The sequence below is a fragment of the Orrella daihaiensis genome, from assembly GCF_022811525.1.
Classification (GTDB): domain Bacteria; phylum Pseudomonadota; class Gammaproteobacteria; order Burkholderiales; family Burkholderiaceae_B; genus Algicoccus; species Algicoccus daihaiensis.
Genome location: NZ_CP063982.1, coordinates 237,883 through 256,711 on the forward strand (window position 1 = coordinate 237,883; position 18,829 = coordinate 256,711).

The window sequence follows — 18,829 nt, forward strand, 5'->3', positions numbered from 1 at the left end:
CTCGAATTTAAGCTTAATTCACTAAATCTGCAATCGCGGTTTTTAGGGAGTAACCCAATATCTGACAAAAACTTCGTATCACGAAATCCAGCCAAACGACAACGCTGATTTATAGAGCATGTAAACCGCAAGCCCGAACAGCATGAAAGCAAAAATACGCTTCAGCGTAGCCACAGGCAAGGCATGCGCAGCCTTGGCACCTACCGGCGCGAGCACGACGCTAAACAGGACGAGAACAAGCAGTGCTGGCCAGTAGATGTATCCAACCATACCGGGCGGCAGGTTCTGTACCGACATGCCAGACCACACATAGCCAATCGTGTTGGCCAAGGCGATCGGAAAGCCAAGTGCAGCCGATGTTGCCACGGCCTGATGCAACACCACGTTACACCACAACATGAAAGGAACCGATACGAATCCGCCGCCTGCACCCACTAAACCAGATAAAAATCCGATACCAGCGCCCGCGCCGGCGGTGCCGAGCGCACCTGGCATTTGGCGGCTTGGTTTGGGCTTGCGGTTGGCCAGCATTTGAACCGCTGAGTAGCCGACAAACACCGCAAAAATCAATGCTAGCCAGCCGGTTTTGAGGGCAGCGAATACTGCACCGCCTGCCAGCAGGCCGCCAGCGACAATGCCAGGCGCGAAGCTCTTGACCAAATCCCAGCGAACCGCACCTTTCTTGTGGTGTGCGCGCACACTTGAGAGAGAGGTAAAAAGAATCGATGCCATCGAAGTGGCAATCGCTGAGTGAACGACTAATTCTAGCGGTAGTCCCTGAAGTGTCAGCAGTGCAGTCAGGAACGGCACGAGCAGCATGCCGCCACCAATGCCAAGTAGCCCAGCAGCAAAACCCGCAACACAGCCCAGGATTGCGTAGGCGAGAAAGAAAAAGGGATCCATGAATCGTTCAAGGCCAGAAAGGGATGATTAGCAGGCAGTATAACCAAGCGGCGTATCTGAAAACGCGAGCTTACTTGCGCCAAAAACCTGCAGAAAACAGCACTAAAACAGTAAATAACTCCAAACGGCCTATCATCATCGCGAATGACAGGATCCATACCTGGAAATCATTCATGCTCAGGTAGTTATCGGCTGGGCCCACCTCGCCAAGACCGGGGCCAATGTTGTTGACACATGCGATAACGGAAGTGAATGCAGTCGTGGCATCGGCCCCGCTTAGGAGCATGAGTGCAGTCAAGACCGCAATAGAGAAACCATATAGCAGCATGAAGGCTAGCACTGAGGCAAGCACGCGGGCGGGTATTAATCTGCCCTTTAATAAAACAGGCGTCACTGCGTGGGGATGCAAAATACTAACCATTTCTTGGCGGGTTTGCTTGACCAGCATCATCGCGCGGATCATCTTGATGCCACCGCCGGTTGAGCCCGAGCTGGTACTGAACATACCCAGCGCGATCATGGCCAAAGGCGCAATCAAAGGCCATGCGGCGTAATCAGTATTGGCAAACCCAGCCGTTGTCGCTATGGACACCGTATTGAACACCGCGAAGCGCAAAGCCGTCTGAATGTCGGGGTAGATGTCCATGAACCAAAGGTAAAACCCGATGATCACCCCCATACCCAACACAATCCCGACAAATGGAATCGCTTCGGGACAGCGGCGATAAGCTTTGATGCTGCCGAGCCTGAAGGCGTTAAAGTGCGTCGCGTAGTTGATGCCAGACAGCAGCATGAACACGATCGCAATACTCTCAATCAATGGCGAATTGAAATACCCAAAACTTGCATCATGCGGGGCAAAGCCGCCCAGAGCCACAGTCGATGCCATATAACACCACGCATCAAACCAGGACATGCCGGCTACTCGATAGGCTAAAAAACAGGCAATCGACAGGCCAAAGTAGATGGCGTAAAGCGCTTTGGCGGTGCTCGCTATGCGGGGCGTGAGCTTTTCTTCTTTCATTGGTCCAGGCGTTTCTGCCCGAAACAACTGATGACCACCCACGCCTAACAACGGCAAAATCGCTACAGCCAAAACAATGATGCCCATGCCACCTACCCAATGCATGGTCACTCGCCACAGATTAATGGTTGGCGCCAGGTTCTCTAAACCGCTCAGCAAGGTTGCGCCAGTGGCGGTTAGGCCAGACATCGACTCAAAATAGGCGTCACTGAATTTAAGCGGAGCGCCGATGTCGTAGAAGTACAGCAACAAAGGGATCGTGCCCAATAACGGCAAAAATCCCCAGACCAAGGTCACCAACAAAAACCCGTCTCGCGGGCGCAGTTCGGCACGATATTTCAGCGTGCCTAGCCACAATGCGGCACCGAGAAACAGGGCGATCGCAAACGATTCGATAAAAAGAATGAGCTGCCCGTCATCAAGCAAAATGGACCAGACCATGGGAACAAACATGGTGGTCGCAAACAGTGCCATGGTAAAGCCGAGCACATGGATGACGGCAAGCAAACGTCTCATAATTAGAAGAAGGACGCCGAAACCTGGAAGAGTTTTTCGACCTGACGTACCTGATCACGTGACGGCACAAAAACAATCACATGATCTTCTGGCTCAATCACCACATCGGGATCGGAAATCATGATGTTGTGCTCACGGACCACTGCGCCAATCGAGGCGCCTTTTGGTAGATCAAGATCGGAGATTCGTTTGCCAATGACTTTCGAGGACTTCTTGTCGCCGTGTGCTACCAACTCAAGCACTTCGGCCAAGCCTCCGCGTAGCCGGTGAGCTCCCACAATATCGCCACGGCGCACATAGCGCAGCAATTCGCTCATGGTGGCCTGCGACGGTGAGATGGCGATATCAATATGACTGCCCTGCATCAGTTCACCGTATGCCTGCCGGTTTATCAGGGCGATGACACGCTGGGCGCCCATACGTTTGGCCATCAGCGAAGACATGATGTTGTCCTCATCGTCACTGGTGAGCGCCATCCAGGTATCCATTTCCTCGATGTTCTCGCGTTCTAGCAATGACTCGTCCGTACCGTTCCCGTGCAGAACGAGCACATCACCTGGCAAGGTGGTCGCAAGCTCCTCGCAGCGCTCCATGCTTTGCTCAATGAGGCGTACGTTGTAACCCTCACTGGCGAGGTTGCGTGCCACCCGCGCACCAATATTGCCGCCACCGGCAATCATCACTCGGCGAACTTGATCTTTGGAGCGATTCATTTGGTGGACTGCCTGATGCGCATGGATGGTATCGGCAATCAACAGCAACTCGTCGCCTGGGCGCAAAATGGTCTCGGGTGAGATGGTGATTGCCCTGCCAAGACGCATGATGTCCACGACTTTGGCGTTGACATCAGGGTTCATGGCCCGCAGGTCTTTAAGTGGATGATTGGCCATAAAGCCATCAAGACTGACGCGCATCGTGATCACACTGACCCGACCCTGGGCCATGTCGACAACTTGTAGTGCCTCTGGGAATTCAACGAGCTTGGTCAGGTAGTCCGTAACGCTACTCTCGGGGCTGATGAGCGCGTCAACGCAAAACCCGTTTTCTCCGAGCAGCTCTGGCATCGCCGGGATTTCGGAGGAGCGGATACGCGCCACACGCCTGGGAACATTAAAAACCTGCCGAGCAATTTTGCAGGCGACTAGGTTCACTGCGTCGCTTGCGGCACAGGCAATGATCATATCCGCGTCTTCAGCGCCAGCCCGCTCCATGGCAGAGACCTGTGAGCCATCACCGACCACACCGCGTAAATCAAAACGCTCTTGCAGGTCAGACAGACGAGAGGGTTCGGGGTCAATGACCGTGATGTCATTGTGTTCTGACACCAGGTTCTCTGCTACGCTCGTGCCGACACGGCCGGCGCCGACGATCAGGATCTTCATGAGCTGCGTTTGCGGGCTTCGATGCCAAGTTGCTTTAACTTGCGATACAGGTGGGTCCGCTCCAGCCCGGTACGCTCGGACACCCGCGTCATGCTGTTGTTTTCACGAGCAAGGTGATACTCAAAGTAGACTCGTTCAAACTCGTCACGTGCCTCGCGCAAAGGTTGGTCAAGCGAAATGTTGCCGGACAGCCCGGGCTTTTGTTCGGGCACAGAATCGACGGGCTCCGGCTCTTTCTCGTCAGCACTGGTTGCCATCGGATTTTGGGCATCGGCCGTGATGGCCGTTGTTGGTTTGCCAGGGGCTGACGGAACCGATACCGGCTTATCGCGGTTCAATCCGTTGTGGATGGTTTTTAGCAGCCTCTGCAGCGTGATGGGCTTTTCGAGGAAATCAACCGCACCGATCCTGGTCGCTTCAACCGCAGTGTCGACGGTGGCGTGGCCGCTCATCATGATCACTGGCATGTCCAGCAAGCCTTGCGAGCCCCATTCGCGTAGCAATGTCACACCATCGGTGTCGGGCATCCAAATGTCGAGCAACACCAGATCCGGGCGTATGCGCTGACGCGCTGCGCGAGCCTGAGCGGCATTTTCTGCCAGTTCAACGGTGTGCCCCTCGTCATAGAGAATTTCGAAGAGCAACTCACGAATGCCGACTTCATCGTCGACTACCAGAATTCGGGCCATGATTCCTTTACCTATCTACTGACGTCATTATCGTCTTCTGAAGAGCTGTCGTCTACCGCTGTTGTCATGGGCATCAGCAAGATCGTAACCCGAGCGCCGCCATTGCGCCGGTTTGAGATGTCAATATAGCCGCCATGTTCATCTACGATTTTTTTGACAATTGCCAATCCTAATCCTGTGCCATGGGTTTTGGTGGTGATGTAGGGTTCAAAGGCTTGTTGCAGCAACTGCCCAGCAAACCCGGGCCCATCGTCGGAGACGATTAGTCGAATGACGCGTTGTTCGTCCTTGGCCGCTTTATCCGCGGGGTCGACATGCTCGGTGGCAATTTGAACCGTGCCACTTTTGCCGCTCTCCTGTATGGCGTCACGAGCGTTACTCAAAAGATTATGGATGACCTGCCTGAGCTGGGTTTGATCGCCTTGGACCAAGGGCAAGGATTCACTTAGTCTGGATTCAAACCGCACACCAGTGGCGTCGCTGCCAGAGGTTTTGGTAATAGGATCCCATCCGTATAGGATAAGAACCTCCTCAATCAAATGATTCAGGTCCACAGGTTCAAACACCAAGGGTGGACGGCGGGCGTACTCCCGAAACTCGTCGACCATGTGCTTTAACGAGCCAACCTGATTGATGATGGTGTTAGTCGATCGCTTGAGTAATTCAGCGTCGGTGGGTTCGAGCTTGTTTTCAAGCTTCATGGCCAGGCGCTCGGCTGAGAGTTGAATTGGCGTAAGTGGGTTTTTAATTTCATGCGCCATGCGCCGCGCCACTTCACCCCAGGCAACTGTGCGGTTGGCAGAGATCACCGCAGTGATGTCATCAAAAACGACAACGTAGCCATTGCCACGGCCATCGAGACTCAAGTGAGTGCCACGCGCTAAAAGCGTGATGGTGTGTTCTGCTTCGGCATCATCGGCGCACGGCAGGGTAATTTCAAACTGCTCCTGCCAGTGCAGCCGCTCAGAATTGGTTGCCGCTAGTTGAGAAAACGCACGTTTGACCGTTGAGGCCAACACCAAAGCGCCAGGCACTGTCTCCAGTGGTCGGCCTTTGGCTGCTCGCAGGTCGATACCGAGGATGGATTGGGCCCCCTGATTAAACAGCGTGATCCTAAAAAACTCGTCGAACACCAGCACACCGGCTGACAAATTAGCGAGGATCCCTTCGGTGTAGAGCTTGGACTGCTCAAGTTGCCGCCGGTTCATGTCAACGAGCCGTCTTGCCTCTTCAAGCTGTCGCGTCATGGCATTAAATGACCGTGTTAACTGCCCAACCTCATCATTTTGTGGGGGCTCGGCAAGCGGCCGAAAGTCGCCAACACTGACTGCTTGTGTGCCTGAGGCCAGTACGAGCAGGGGCTGCACCAGCCGCTTGGATAAAAACAAGGCCACGGCCATGGCCGCAAACACCGCCAGCAATAGAGCCAGTGTCAAGGTAATACCGAACAGTTGTCGCAGTCCCTGCCTAGAAAACGCAAGCTCTTGATAGTCTCGATATCCCTCACGTACTTCTTCGGCATTCATCACCAAGTCTTCGGGTACTGCTTTGACCAACTGCAACCAGCGCACCTCGTTGCTAACGAGCAGGTTTGAGACGCCGCCCGCTGATCCCAAGGGCAATATCACCCGCAGAATCAGTCCAGAGGGGTCAGTTTGCAGCGCTGTGTTTGAGACAGTTTCAGCGCCAGCGTAGCTGCCCGATACGCGCAGTTGATTCAGAACGCCTGCCGGAGGACTTTGTGGCACCAAAGTATTCAGTTGTTCAGTCACAAAAGCGATCGGTCGCCCGGAGCTCGTCATCACCATGGCTTCACGCACGCCAGTTACCTCGCGCACCCGGTCAAGCAAAGCCGGCAATTGCGCATCAGTCGCACCAGAAAAACTAGGCAGCATGGCGCGGGCACGGGTATCCAATTCATTGATTTGGGCATCTAGCGCAGCTCGTCCAAGTGCAAGGCCGGCATCCAAGGCTGAGTCAACACGAACGTTAAACCATGACTCAATAGACCGAGTCATGAACTGTATGGAGACGGTGTAGATCAGTGCGCCGGGCAGAACACCAATTAAGGCAAAAGCCAGTGCAAATCTAGCTGTTAGCCGGGCACCAAACTTGCCGCGTCGTAGTTGACGAATCAACTTGATGCTTAGACCCAGCACCCAGGCGAACAAGCCCAGTGCCAAGGCAAAGTTCAGGTAGACCAATAATTCATGGAAATGGGCCAGACGCGATGCACTGCCGGTGGACCATGTCAACAAAATAAAAAGACCCAGACCCGTGACGCCCCCAGTTACCAGTAAAAGCCATGTGCGTCTGCTCATTGCGCTACCCCCGTATCGCGCCGGATGGAGAACTCAAATGACTTCCAGGGGCTATTGAGGGTCCAATTGTCTCGATTGGCATTGTCCATTTGTAACGGCCGGGCTAGCCGATCGACATCAAGACGGATGCGTATCTCTCCAATGTATTGCTGATCTTGTTCAAACCGGTCGCTCAGTACAACTGGCCAGTCACGAATGCGTGCCAGCAAATTAATGGCATCCTCGTAGGACGCAGCCGCTATTGCCAAATCACCAGTTGATACACGCCACGAACGGGTTAGGGTGTTGTAGGACAGGCGTCTTTCAAGCCTGGTGTCGACGATGCTTTTATTGAGCCACCACCACCGGGGCTGTTCGATTTCGAGGTCTATAGAGAAATATAGAGGCACGCCGCGCGATAAAGCCTGCTTCATGCTGGTGTTAAGCGTCAAGTCAATATCGATGTCCAGACTAAGCTGGCCGCCAATCACTAGCGGCTCAATGCGTTCAATCGTCGCTCTGGCCGTTGTTTCGGCTTGCGCAGAGCCTAGAAAAAAAAACATCAGCACGTAGGCAGAAAGCCAGCGCAGCATTTTGCGAAGCGTGGCAGCAGCGACCGTCATCTGTCCAAGGCCTTGCGTTCAAACGCTGCATAGAAAAAGCCGTCATGCCCCGGCGCAGAGTCAGTAGCTGGCTCAGGCAGGATTTGGCCAGGAGCTGGCAAGCGAATAGCATCGGCGTGTCGAGTGAGCATGGCTTGAGCTTGGCCCTCACCTTCTTCTGGAAACACCGAACATGTTACTAGCAACAGCCGACCACCGGGCGCCAAAGTTTGCCACAGGGCATCAAGTATTTCACGTTGCAGCATGGTTGTTTGAGACACATCGGACTCTCGCCTAAGCCATGCGATATCAGGATGGCGGCGCACCACGCCACTGGCTGTGCAAGGCACATCAGCCAAAATGGCATCAAATGGCTGACGATCCCACCATTGTTCGAGTGCTCTGGCATCGGCCACCTTTAAGGTCACATCGCCCGTCATCAACTGAAGGCGAGATAGATTCTCCTTCACTCTTGCCAGGCGACTTGAGTCGTGGTCCAGTGCGGTCAATTTGACATCGGCTAATTCAAGCAAGTGGGCAGTTTTGCCGCCCGGGGCTGCGCACGCATCGAGCACTCGCAGACCGTCTCTAAGCCCAAGTAATGGTGCAGCAAGCTGCGCTGACTGATCCTGAACGGACCAGTGACCTTGCGTGAACCCGGGCAACGCACTGACAACAGCCGAGTCTTCAAGCATGATTGAATCTTGGCCCAAGGATCGACAACGATATCCTGCGACATGAAATGCGACGAGCACTTGTTCGGTGCTCGTAAGTCTGCGGTTGATGCGCAGCACCAGTTTGGGCGGCGTGAGCGTTGCATCAAGAATGGTTTGCCAGTCTTTGGGGTAATTGGCTTTAAGTTTTTTAATCCACCAAGCTGGATGGTTCCAGCGCGCGACAGGATTGTGTTTGACGGCTGCTAAAAAGGCCGGCCGTTCGCGTTGAAACCGCCTTAAAACAGCGTTGACCAGACCGCAGCCGGCTTTGCCTTGCTTGGCCAATTCAGCGGCGCGCACGGCCTGGTCCACCAGTGTATGGGGGGCGTATCGCGGACAATACTGATCGAGCGGTGACTGTAAAGAGTCTTCGCCGGCATGGCCATGCTCAATCATGGCGGCATCGAGCAGCAACAATGTCAACGCCACATGGCAGCTAAGCCAAGGTTTGGGTTGGCGACTTAAGGCGAAATCTCGCCACGCTTGTGCCAGACCCCAGTGACGCATGGCGTACCAAGCCACGGCTTGTGCTGCCGGACGCATCTTGCTGGGCAATTTAGCCAAGGCCTCGGTTAATGAATGCCCCGTTTGCACAGCTGCCAGACAGCGGCTACTTGCAAACAAAATTTCAGAAAGGGCTGGATTGGGCGAGTTCATGGCGTGATTTTAGGCTTGCCAAGGCTAAACTAGTGGCTAATTGTTTGATTTCAGGTTAGTTATGGCTTCCCCCAAAGTTGGTTTCGTTAGTCTTGGTTGCCCTAAGGCGTTGGTCGACTCTGAGCGCATCCTCACGCAATTGCGAACAGAAGGCTATCAAGTCGTGCCAGATTACGCGGGTGCCGATGTGGTGGTCGTCAACACCTGTGGTTTTATCGACAGCGCCAAAGCGGAGTCGCTCGATGCGATTGGCGAAGCGCTTGCTGAGAATGGTCGCGTCATTGTCACCGGTTGCCTGGGCGTTCAAGAGGATGTGATCCGCGACATTCATCCCGGCGTGTTGGCGGTGACTGGGCCTCAACAGTACGAGGCGGTCGTCAATGCTGTGCATGATGCAGCGCCTGCGCCCAAGGAGCACGATCCTTTTATTGATTTGGTGCCGCCACAGGGAATCAAATTGACCCCGCGGCACTACGCCTATTTAAAGATTTCCGAGGGCTGTAATCATCGTTGCAGCTTTTGTATCATCCCTTCCATGCGGGGTGATTTGGTTAGTCGCCCGGTGGGTGATGTGCTTGATGAAGCTGAGCGTCTGGTGCGTGCTGGCGTTAAAGAGTTGCTGGTTGTTTCGCAAGATACCAGTGCTTATGGCGTGGACATCAAATATCGCACTGGCTTCTGGCAAGGCCGCCCGGTCAAGTCGCGCATGACCGAGATGTGCGAAGCGATGTCTGAGCTTGGTGCCTGGATTCGACTGCATTATGTTTATCCATATCCCTATGTTGATGAGGTCATACCTTTGATGGCTCAAGGCAAGATACTGCCTTACCTGGATATTCCTTTCCAGCATGCCAGCCCCAAGGTGCTGAAACTCATGAAACGCCCTGCTTTCGAAGACAAGACGCTCGCGCGCATTCACCGCTGGCGAGAACAGTGTCCGCAATTGACCATTCGTTCGACATTTATTGTGGGCTTTCCCGGCGAGACGGAAGAAGATTTCGAGTATCTGTTGCAATGGCTGACCGAGGCGCAACTCGACCGGGTCGGTTGCTTCCAATATTCAGCAGTCGACGGTGCAAGTGCCAATGCATTACCAGACCCGGTACCCGAAGCGGTTAAGCAAGACCGCTGGGAAAGGTTCATGGCGCATCAACAATCGATTTCAGAAAAACGGCTGGCTCAGAAAGTTGGGCAAGAAATCGATGTGTTGGTTGACGAGGTCAGTGATGAGGGTGTCATTGCCCGCTCAAGCGCAGATGCTCCGGAAATCGATGGTCTGGTGTATGTCAGTAGCGATCGGCAGCTCGCACCTGGTGAGCTGGTGAGAGTTCGAGTTACCGACTCGGATCCGTATGACCTTTGGGCCCAGACGCTAGACTGAGCGAGGTTGTTGTTAACAGCTCAGGCGCCGCTATACGACTGCACAAAAACCGATACAGGCATGCGTTTGCCACCTGGGCGTTGCAGTTCAAGCAATCTCAGCGTGCCATTGCCGGTAGCGATGTCAATGCCCTCATGGGTCACAGCGATTATTGTGCCCGGCGTCTGGCCGACAGTGGCGTCAAGCGCTACGGCATCCCATACCTTCACAGGCTCTGTGATCCCCGGTAGTGTAAGTGTGGCACCAGGAAACGGATTGAATGCCCGGATGCGTTGGGCCAGTTGGCGAGCAGGTAGACCAAGCTGCAAGGCAGCTTCAGTCTTGTCTATTTTGTGGGCATAGGTGATACCAACATTCGGCTGAGGCCAGGCGATCAGTTCCCCCTGCTCTAGCTTCTTGAGCGCTTGCACAATCATTTTGGCACCTAGCTTGGCTAGTTTGTCGTGTAGTGACTGCGCGTTGTCACGCTCATTGATATCAATCGCTTCGGTCAAGAGCATCGCACCTGTATCCAAGCCCTCATCCATTTGCATAATGGTGATGCCGGTCTGCTGATCCCCGGCCTCGATGGCACGTTGTATGGGGGCGGCACCGCGCCAGCGCGGTAACAGACTCGCGTGAATGTTCAGACAACCGTGTTTGGGTAATTCGAGCACCCATTGGGGCAGAATCAAACCGTAGGCGGCCACAATAAGCACATCTAGACCCAAGGACTCAAGCAGCGCTTGCGTGTCAGCCGCCTCTTGTGGGTAGCGCCCATCTAGTTTCAGGCTGTGTGGTTGGAGCACGGCGATGCTGTGCTCGAGGGCTGTTTGTTTGACCGCACTGGCCGTCAGTTTCATGCCGCGCCCTGCAGGCCTGTCGGGCTGTGTGAGAACGACGGCAACCTGATGCTCGCTTTGGAGCAGCGTTTCAAGCGCAGCCTGCGCGAAAGCGGGCGTGCCCGCAAAACCAATTTTCATGAAATCAGACAGCAGCCGCTTCGCGCTTTTGTTTTTGTAGTTTGGTCTTGATGCGCGATTGCTTCAGCGTGGACAACTTTTCAACGAACACCTTGCCTGCCAGATGGTCCATCTCGTGCTGAATGCAGACAGCCAGAAGGCCGTCGGCCTCGATCAGCTGTTCTTGACCATGCTCATCGAAAGCTTTGACTTTGATTTGCGCTGCGCGCTTGACCGTCTCAAAAATCCCAGGCACCGACAAACAGCCCTCTTCATAGGACTGAATCTCTTCGCTGCGCCAAACGATTTCCGGGTTGATCAGCACCAAGAGCTTGTTCTGCTCTTCTGACAGATCGATAACAATCACGCGCTCGTGCACATTGACCTGAGTAGCGGCCAAGCCGATGCCTGGCGCGTCGTACATGGTCTGCGCCATGTCTTTGACGAGCTGTCGGATGCGATCATCAATTTGAGCCACAGGTTTGGCAACCGTGTGCAAACGCGGATCGGGGTAGTGGAGAATGTCTAATAAAGCCATGTTGCAATTTTAAGTCACATTCGTGGAGTAGGGATTGAATTTCCTTGTTGCCGTTATAGGCCTATCCAATCAAACAGCACCATCAGCAAAGGCAGGCTGACAACCACAACAAGAACATGGTATTTGCGCCATAAGAGAAGGGCGGCGCCCACCGTAGCCACCAACCCACTGGATATGGACGTCACACTGGTAGTTACGATCGGGTCGACCCAGGCGGCGGCTAGCACACCCACTACTGTCGCATTTACTCCCGCCAAAAGACCAAACGCCCACGGTTTGGACACAATGGTGTGCCACCAGGGCAATACGCCTGTGACCAGTAACAGGCCCGGTAAAAATATCGCGACCAGAGCCAGCAGCGCACCCCCCCAGCCGGGCATGGTGGTGTCAAGCGCACCGAGCCAGGCGGCAAACGTAAATAAGGGTCCAGGCACAGCTTGCGCAAGGCTGTAGCCTGTTAGAAACGCGTCGGAACTTACCAAGCCAGGGCTAACCGTGGCACTTTCGAGCAACGGCAAGACCACGTGACCACCGCCAAACACTAAAGCGCCGGCCCGGTAAAAAGCATCAAACATCTGCAATCCTGACTCAGTGGCGGCAAGTCCGGGCAGTATGAGCAACACAGATGCCATCACAATCAACAAAGCCGTCCCCAGTCGCACCGAAGGCACATGGTTTAGGCGTATCGCCTGGCCCGTCCCGGGGACTTGATGCTTGATCATCAAAAAACCGATCATGGCCCCAATCAGTATTGCGCCAATCTGGCCAGACCAGCCCCCTAGGCCTAGCGCCACCGCAAAACCCACGACCGATAAAACCCGGGTCAGCGTATGTCGGCACAGACTCTTAAACATGCCAAGAACAGCTTGTGCGACAACCACCACGGCAACCAACTTGAGTCCATCGATCACAGGGTCAACCCACTGACCAGAAAGCTGCAGTCCATAGATGGCCACGAGCACCAAGGCAATCGCCGATGGCAACGTAAAGCCGGCCCAGGCAAGCACCGCCCCAACCCAGCCACCACGATGTAAACCAATCAAAAACCCAAGCTGGCTTGAGGCTGGCCCAGGCAATGCCTGGCAGATTGCAAGCCAACTGGTGAACTGGGCATCACTGACCCATTGACGTCGGGTCACGAACTCATCTCGGAAATAACCGATATGTGCCACTGGCCCGCCAAACGAGGTCAGACCGAGTCTAAGAAACGCACGCAGTATGTCCAGGTAGGGCATATAGGTCCTAGTTGACTGAGCTGCTTCGCATTATGCGAGATGATCCAGCTTTTTTGATGACAAGCAATCAATTCACCCATTATCAACAATCTGTTTTACAACGGCACTTGCTCAAGGCCGCTTCGGTCAATGCCACCAGTCAGGCTATGGCAAACGTGTTGCAGTGGCTTGAGCGACCTGGGGCACACTGCGTCACCGTCGCTCATGAATGCTACCCAGGTCTGTTGCGCATGCTTACCGATAGTCCGCCAGTGCTGTATGGGCTGGGCAACTGGCAGGTGTTTGACAAACCAGCGGTTGCGATCGTCGGTGCAAGACGCTGCACGCCTAGAGCGGCTGATCATGTGTTTGGTCTGGCGCGCGAGATCGCTGCACAGGGCTGGTGTGTAGTCAGTGGTTTGGCTAGAGGCATTGACACCGCCGCCCATCAAGGTGCGCTCGCCTCGGGTGTTGCTGCAAGCACGATTGCCGTGTTTGGCTGTGGCCTTGACATGACCTATCCCCCAGAAAACGCCCCTCTCGCCCAGCAAATCGCTGAATCCGGCGGTCTTTTGTTAAGCGAGTTCGAGCTAGGTAGTGCACCGCTGGCCAGACATTTTCCGCAACGTAACCGGATCGTGGCAGCGCTGGGGCGTGCCACGATTGTTGCCCAAGCAAAGATCCGCAGCGGCTCGATGATTACCGCCCGATTGGCCGCTGAGCTAGGCCGCGACGTGTTGGCCGTACCAGGCTTGCCAGGTGATCCGCTGTCTGAGGGCCCGCATGAGTTGATTCGGCAGGGCGCTGGGTTACTCGAAACCATTGAAGACTTATGGAGCGTGTTTGGACTATGTGCTCAAATGAGAGCGAATAATTTACTTTGCTAGCAAAGCATGTCATTTGTCATGATCAGATTGTCCATTCTTTTACTGTGCGGTGTCGCACTTGGGCTCTTGCCAGGCACTGGTGGTTTAGTTGCCCAGACCTATCAAGCAGCTGCTGGTGAGGTCGCTCGGCAAAGCCCGGTTTGCCATGCAAGCGTGCGAGTGGATGACTCTTTGAACTTTGATCCGGCGCACATCAATGTTCCTTCGACGTGCAAACAATTCGCAGTGTTTTTAAGCCATGTGGGGCGCCTGCCTAAAGTGGCCTCGCCTCGCAATTGGGTGTTGACCACTGCGGCGGACGTCGATGCGGTGGCCCGTGATGCCGAACTTGCTGGGGCCACCAATCATTGGGTCATGCCAGGCGATAGTCGTGTGTTGGTCGCAAGTTCTGTGATTGGACGAGGAGAAGCGGTTCGCATTGATCTGCCGGTGCAGATGTTGGTCGATGCGGTTGACTATGTGTTTCTTTCAACCATTCCCGGGTTCTCACCGGTCTTGCGTGGCTCGCTGACAGTTGTGCCTTAGGACACTCGTGCCTTAGGGAAAGTGATTATCTAGCGTTTGCCAAATATCGCTGTACCGACACGAACTTCCGTAGAGCCCTCTTCGATGGCCAGCGCCATATCGCCGCTCATGCCCATCGATAGTCGATTTAGGGAAATGCCCTCAATGCCGGCCGCAAGTGCTTGATCTCTGCATTCGCGCAGCTGTTTGAAGCACTGGCGCACGGCGTTCTCGTCGTCAGACAGTATGGCCATGGTCATCAGACCTTCGACCCGAAGTGTCGGGAATTTGCTGATCTCCTTTAAAAACGGGATCAGATCGCTAGGGTCGAGGCCTGACTTGGTATCTTCAGGTGAAGTTTTAACTTGGATCAGGACTTTGAGCGTGCGGTTCAGTGGCGCTAGACGCTTGTCTAAAGCTTCGGCCAGTGCCATGCGATCAAGCGACTGTAGTTCAGCGGCATATTTGGCCACCTCCTTGGCTTTGTTGGTTTGAACATGACCAATCACTACCCACTGAATGTCACAGTCTGAGAGCTCAGGCGCTTTCTGTGCGATTTCCTGCAGTCGATTCTCTCCAAATCGCCGGAACCCGAGTGCGGTCATTTCGCGGATAGCCTCGGCATCGAATGTCTTGCTCACCGGCAGTAACGTTACTTCCGTTGGGTCGCGTCCGGCGCGCGCGCATGCTTGAGCAATTTGTTGTTGGACTTTCTCGACTCGGGATGCAAGTGATTCACGGTCTATCACAATGGGTAACCTTCCGTATAAGACTGATTTGAACAAGCGTATCATCGAACAAGAATCATATAGATTTTGCCATTCATGAACACTGTCCACTTCGCATTCGATGTTTACTTGCCAGGTTTAGCCATCGCATTGGCGATTGGTTTACTCATTGGTGCTGAACGTGAGTGGAGCCAGCGATTTGAAAAAACCGAGCGCGTGATGGCGGGCATCCGTACTTTTGGATTGCTGGGTTTACTAGGTGCGTTAGCGGTGGTGTTGACGGATGTTCTCGGTCCCTATGCGTGGGCAGGCATTCTCTTGGCCGTGGCCATGCTTGTGGTGGCGGGTTATCTTGCTGAAGCAAGGGCCACAGGAGATTGGGGCATGACGACCGAAGTGGCCATGCTGATTACCTTTGGGCTCGGTGTGCTGGCCGTGTCTGGTCAGGCAGCACTGGCGGCAGGTCTGGGCGTCTTGGTGGCTGGCTTGTTGAGTCTAAAAAGGGTTCTGCATACCCAGGTCCATCGTCTCGAACCCAAAGAGGTATCGGGCGCACTGAAGCTCTTGTTTATCTCGGTGGTGATGCTGCCCCTACTGCCTGACCGAATCATGGGACCTTTGGATGTCTTTAATCCCTATGTTATTTGGTGGATGGTCGTGGCGATCACGGGTCTGGGATTTGTCGCCTATGTGAGCATCAAGGTTGCTGGGGCGCCTAGCGGCGTTCTATTGACGTCCTTGCTGGGTGGATTGGTGTCGTCAACTGCCATGACCTTGACGTTGGCACGGCTTGCACAAAGGTTGTCTGCCATCGACACACTGTCGGCGGGCCTTTTGTTGACATCGGCGCTGATGTTTCCGCGAGTGCTGGTCGTCAGTAGTGTGCTGGCACCGGCGCTGATGCCAATGCTGCTTGCCCCGATGCTGGTGGCTACGTTGGTCTATCTGGTAGGTGCGGCGTGGCTAACTTGGCGTGGCGGCAGTGTCAAAGCTAGCACTTGTGACGAGTTGGACACCAGCCTGCAAAACCCGTTTGAAATTGGTTCAGCATTGCGGTTCACTTTAATGTTAGTGGTCATCATGTTTGCGGTAGAGTTAGCCAGACGCTACTTTGGCGACACGGGCATCTGGGCCATGGCGGCGATCTCTGGTGCGGCTGATGTGGATGCGATCACGTTATCTTTGTCGCGATTGGTGGGCACAGAAATCAGCGCAACGCTAGCTAGTCAGGGGGTTTTGATAGCGGCTATATCTAATAGCTTAGTCAAGCTAGTGTTGGCCGGTGTCATTGGCGGCAAGGCCATCGCCATGAGGGTGACACCATTCGTGGTGTTGGCGATACTGGCTGCTGTAGCGACTATAGGTTTTGCGCACTAGCGGTTTGGCACACTAGTTCACCCAAACCCGGCCCGAACCTGATTTGACCTGCCCGATAACAGCCGGTTGACTGCCATGTTGTTCAAAACACGCTAAGACGGTTTTGACTGCGCTTGGGTCGCAGGCGACTAACAGTCCGCCGGATGTTTGTGGGTCAGTTAACAAATCTCGCCAGAGTGGATCCTCATGTACGAGTCCATCAATCGAGTCGCCATAGGATGACCAGTTGCGTTTTGATGCGCCGGTTATATGGCCAGATTGCGCTAATTCAAGTACCTGGGGCAGCAATGGCACTTGTGTGGTTTGGATTTCAATGTCAACGTTTGCGGCGCGAGCCATTTCATGGGCATGACCTAGCAAACCAAACCCGGTGACATCGGTCAAAGCGTGTACCCCGGAGAGCTTGGCCAGATCACTACCGGCACGATTGAGCAAAGTCGTACTTTTGAGCATGGCGCTGTAGCCATGAGTGTCTAGCAGGCCTTTTTTCAGGGCGGCTGAGTAAATGCCAACGCCGATTGGTTTACCCAGAATTAAAACGTCACCTGCTTTGGCATCCGCATTTCGCTTGATGTGCTCAGGGTGGGCCAAGCCTAGGGCGACCAGCCCATAGATGGGCTCAACGGAGTCAATCGAATGGCCGCCTGCCACCGGAATACCGGCCGCCTGGCAGACATCGCGTCCACCGCGCAACACCTCTCGGATGACGGCAGCCGGTAATACATTGACGGGCATACCGACGATCGCCAGTGCCAAGATCGGTGAGCCGCCCATTGCGTAGACGTCAGACAGTGCGTTCGTGGCTGCAATGCACCCGAAATCGTAGGGGTCATCGACCACGGGCATAAAAAAATCGGTCGTGGCAATCAAAGCCTGCTCATCATTTAGTCGGTAAACCGCTGCGTCGTCCGCTGTCTCGGTACCCACGAGCAGATCTTTAAAAGGTGCCATCGATGGCAAGTCAGCTAGAAGTTCGCTTAGTACGCCGGGGGCGATTTTGCAGCCACAACCGCCGCCGTGGGCAAGGGAGGTCAGTTTGGGGGTTTCGGTGTTCATGCGATGCTTCCGGCAAGGTTTAGGCGCCAATCTGGCAACAACGCCTGACTGGTCATACAACGAGTGCCGCCAAGCGTTACATTAAGTGTCAAGATTAATACTTAATGACAAAGACTGCTCATGCAAACCATTCTGCCGCAATCACTCGATGCCAAACAAGCCTATAAATTGTTAACCGGTGTGATCGTTCCCCGCCCGATTGCCTGGGTAAGCACGATGTCCACTGATGGAACAACAAATCTGGCACCCTTTAGTTACTTCACCAGCGTATCGAACAAGCCACCAATGGTGGGAATTAACATCGGTCAAGAGCACGGTGGGCGCAAGGACACCGCTCGCAACATTCTGGAGACTGAGGAGTTCGTGGTCAATATTGCCGGATGGCAACAGCTAGAGGACATGCACGCCAGCGCCGATCATCATCCCCCGCACACCAGCGAAATCGACTTGCTTGGACTCGCAACGCAGCCATCCGAGCACATCAAGGCGCCGCGAATTGCTGATGCACCAGTCCAAATGGAGTGTCGCTTTCGACAGATGATTCCGTTTGGCACAGCAGGCTCAGAGTTTTACGTGGGTGAGGTGGTCGCGTTTCATTTCCGCGACGACATCATCGACACCGAGACTTTGAGGGTGAACTCAGTGGCTATGGAGCCGATTTGTCGACTAGGCGGTCCGTTTTATTCAGCGCTTGGTGAGATCGCTAAAATGCGACCGCGCAACTAAGTCAACACCCTTTATTTGCAGCCCATGTGTTTACGAAACATGGCGGGATCGTGGCCCGCTGGCACATTGGCACATGGGTCATCGATGACTTGTTGCGAATAGCCACGTAGCTTGTTGTATTGCGCTACTTGTTCGGGCGTGACCACATCGAGCGTGCGGTGGTGATAGGACAGATGCAAAAAGCGCAAGTTGGCGCGCGCTTGTTCTGCCCGATCAACTAAGTCGCGCAGCGTTTGGTCGTCAAGCTTTCCACCCCGAAAATAGTCATCGATGGCTTTTTCTGTCGCCATGTACTCGTTACCAAGGGCAATGGCTTGCGCTTTCATGTCTTTGAACAGTCTTTGCACTTGCTCGACTTGTTCGGGGGTTAAACCAATTTGCTTGGCTAGCTCTAGTAGGTGTGCCGGTCCCGGCACACCGTTCAATTCAGCAGGTTTGGCTAAACCCCAGCCCTCGCCATTGGCAATCGCTTGTTGATCATCAGCTGACAGTGAGGTGATGGCACGGTTTTGCTGGCCAGCGTAGGGCGATGAGACATCCGAGGCTGGCAAACGGTGACCAGCGTGATTGTGCGTTTGGGCTTGACCAGCATCACTGACCACCACAAAAGCCAGTACGACAGTCGTAGATGCAATCAAGTGCTTCATTTTTACGCTCCGATACACGCCACTGATCTCAATGGCTTAGG

General features: G+C 54.3%; 18 protein-coding genes. 5 read left to right on the top strand and 13 right to left on the bottom strand.

The features are described from left to right. Nucleotides 1-78 precede the first annotated feature (78 nt). The 7 genes from DHf2319_RS01090 to rsmB all read right to left on the bottom strand — a co-directional run bounded on the left by DHf2319_RS01090 (nt 79) and on the right by rsmB (nt 8,789). Complete coding sequence (locus DHf2319_RS01090) at nt 79-903, bottom strand: sulfite exporter TauE/SafE family protein (RefSeq protein ID WP_243478970.1); 825 nt, start codon at nt 901-903, stop codon at nt 79-81. A 70-nt stretch (nt 904-973) separates the two neighbouring features. Beyond that, on the bottom strand, nt 974-2,443 hold the full coding sequence (locus tag DHf2319_RS01095) for a TrkH family potassium uptake protein (protein WP_243478971.1): 1,470 nt from the start codon (nt 2,441-2,443) through the stop codon (nt 974-976). Nucleotides 2,444-2,445: 2 nt separating this feature from the next. After that, nucleotides 2,446-3,825, bottom strand: coding sequence for a Trk system potassium transporter TrkA (gene trkA, locus DHf2319_RS01100; protein WP_243478972.1), 1,380 nt, complete (start codon nt 3,823-3,825; stop codon nt 2,446-2,448). After that, nucleotides 3,822-4,514: a response regulator gene (locus tag DHf2319_RS01105; protein WP_243478973.1), complete on the bottom strand. Its 693-nt coding sequence runs from the start codon at nt 4,512-4,514 to the stop codon at nt 3,822-3,824. The genes trkA and DHf2319_RS01105 overlap by 4 nt, the downstream gene beginning before the upstream one ends. A gap of 11 nt (nt 4,515-4,525) precedes the next feature. Next, on the bottom strand, nt 4,526-6,835 hold the full coding sequence (locus DHf2319_RS01110) for a sensor histidine kinase (protein WP_243478974.1): 2,310 nt from the start codon (nt 6,833-6,835) through the stop codon (nt 4,526-4,528). Further along, nucleotides 6,832-7,437 carry a DUF4390 domain-containing protein gene (locus tag DHf2319_RS01115; protein WP_243478975.1) on the bottom strand — a complete coding sequence of 202 codons (606 nt, stop codon included), beginning with the start codon at nt 7,435-7,437 and terminating at the stop codon, nt 6,832-6,834. Before DHf2319_RS01115 ends, DHf2319_RS01110 begins: the two co-directional genes overlap by 4 nt. After that, entirely contained in the window at nt 7,434-8,789 is a 1,356-nt protein-coding gene (gene rsmB, locus DHf2319_RS01120) for a 16S rRNA (cytosine(967)-C(5))-methyltransferase RsmB (protein WP_243478976.1), read from the bottom strand. The genes DHf2319_RS01115 and rsmB overlap by 4 nt, the downstream gene beginning before the upstream one ends. Nucleotides 8,790-8,850: 61 nt before the next feature. On the opposite strand from rsmB, the gene rimO reads away from it, so the two are divergent. Then, a complete protein-coding gene (gene rimO / locus DHf2319_RS01125) occupies nt 8,851-10,170 on the top strand; it encodes a 30S ribosomal protein S12 methylthiotransferase RimO (protein ID WP_243478977.1) in 1,320 nt (439 codons plus the stop codon). 20 nt (nt 10,171-10,190) lie between these two features. On the opposite strand, the gene fmt is transcribed toward rimO, so the two are convergent. The 3 genes from fmt to chrA are packed head-to-tail and all read right to left on the bottom strand — an operon-like array spanning nt 10,191 to nt 12,884. Continuing rightward, nucleotides 10,191-11,132 (bottom strand): methionyl-tRNA formyltransferase, encoded by a 942-nt coding sequence (fmt, locus tag DHf2319_RS01130; protein WP_243478978.1) that lies wholly within the window; start codon nt 11,130-11,132, stop codon nt 10,191-10,193. Nucleotides 11,133-11,136: 4 nt separating this feature from the next. After that, on the bottom strand, nt 11,137-11,649 hold the full coding sequence (gene def, locus DHf2319_RS01135; protein ID WP_243478979.1) for a peptide deformylase: 513 nt from the start codon (nt 11,647-11,649) through the stop codon (nt 11,137-11,139). A 53-nt stretch (nt 11,650-11,702) separates the two neighbouring features. Beyond that, a complete protein-coding gene (chrA, locus tag DHf2319_RS01140) occupies nt 11,703-12,884 on the bottom strand; it encodes a chromate efflux transporter (RefSeq protein ID WP_243478980.1) in 1,182 nt (393 codons plus the stop codon). A gap of 56 nt (nt 12,885-12,940) precedes the next feature. On the opposite strand from chrA, the gene dprA reads away from it, so the two are divergent. Next, nucleotides 12,941-13,750 (top strand): DNA-processing protein DprA, encoded by an 810-nt coding sequence (dprA, locus tag DHf2319_RS01145; RefSeq protein ID WP_243478981.1) that lies wholly within the window; start codon nt 12,941-12,943, stop codon nt 13,748-13,750. A gap of 18 nt (nt 13,751-13,768) precedes the next feature. Next, nucleotides 13,769-14,275, top strand: a complete 507-nt coding sequence (locus tag DHf2319_RS01150; RefSeq protein WP_243478982.1) for a cupredoxin domain-containing protein — start codon at nt 13,769-13,771, stop codon at nt 14,273-14,275. A gap of 29 nt (nt 14,276-14,304) precedes the next feature. Here the strand turns inward: DHf2319_RS01150 and DHf2319_RS01155 are convergent, their stop codons facing one another. Continuing rightward, nucleotides 14,305-15,048 (bottom strand): YggS family pyridoxal phosphate-dependent enzyme, encoded by a 744-nt coding sequence (locus tag DHf2319_RS01155; protein ID WP_369810206.1) that lies wholly within the window; start codon nt 15,046-15,048, stop codon nt 14,305-14,307. Between the two features lie 30 nt (nt 15,049-15,078). On the opposite strand from DHf2319_RS01155, the gene DHf2319_RS01160 reads away from it, so the two are divergent. Further along, the gene (locus DHf2319_RS01160) at nt 15,079-16,359 is read left to right on the top strand and encodes an MgtC/SapB family protein (RefSeq protein ID WP_243478984.1); all 1,281 of its coding nucleotides are present in this window, start codon (nt 15,079-15,081) and stop codon (nt 16,357-16,359) included. A 12-nt stretch (nt 16,360-16,371) separates the two neighbouring features. On the opposite strand, the gene selD is transcribed toward DHf2319_RS01160, so the two are convergent. Beyond that, nucleotides 16,372-17,415, bottom strand: coding sequence for a selenide, water dikinase SelD (selD, locus tag DHf2319_RS01165; protein WP_243478985.1), 1,044 nt, complete (start codon nt 17,413-17,415; stop codon nt 16,372-16,374). A 120-nt stretch (nt 17,416-17,535) separates the two neighbouring features. Here selD and DHf2319_RS01170 point away from each other — a divergent pair, with 120 nt between their 5' ends. Continuing rightward, on the top strand, nt 17,536-18,141 hold the full coding sequence (locus DHf2319_RS01170; RefSeq protein ID WP_243478986.1) for a flavin reductase family protein: 606 nt from the start codon (nt 17,536-17,538) through the stop codon (nt 18,139-18,141). 11 nt (nt 18,142-18,152) lie between these two features. Here the strand turns inward: DHf2319_RS01170 and DHf2319_RS01175 are convergent, their stop codons facing one another. Beyond that, the gene (locus DHf2319_RS01175) at nt 18,153-18,788 is read right to left on the bottom strand and encodes a Spy/CpxP family protein refolding chaperone (RefSeq protein WP_243478987.1); all 636 of its coding nucleotides are present in this window, start codon (nt 18,786-18,788) and stop codon (nt 18,153-18,155) included. Nucleotides 18,789-18,829: the final 41 nt, after the last annotated feature.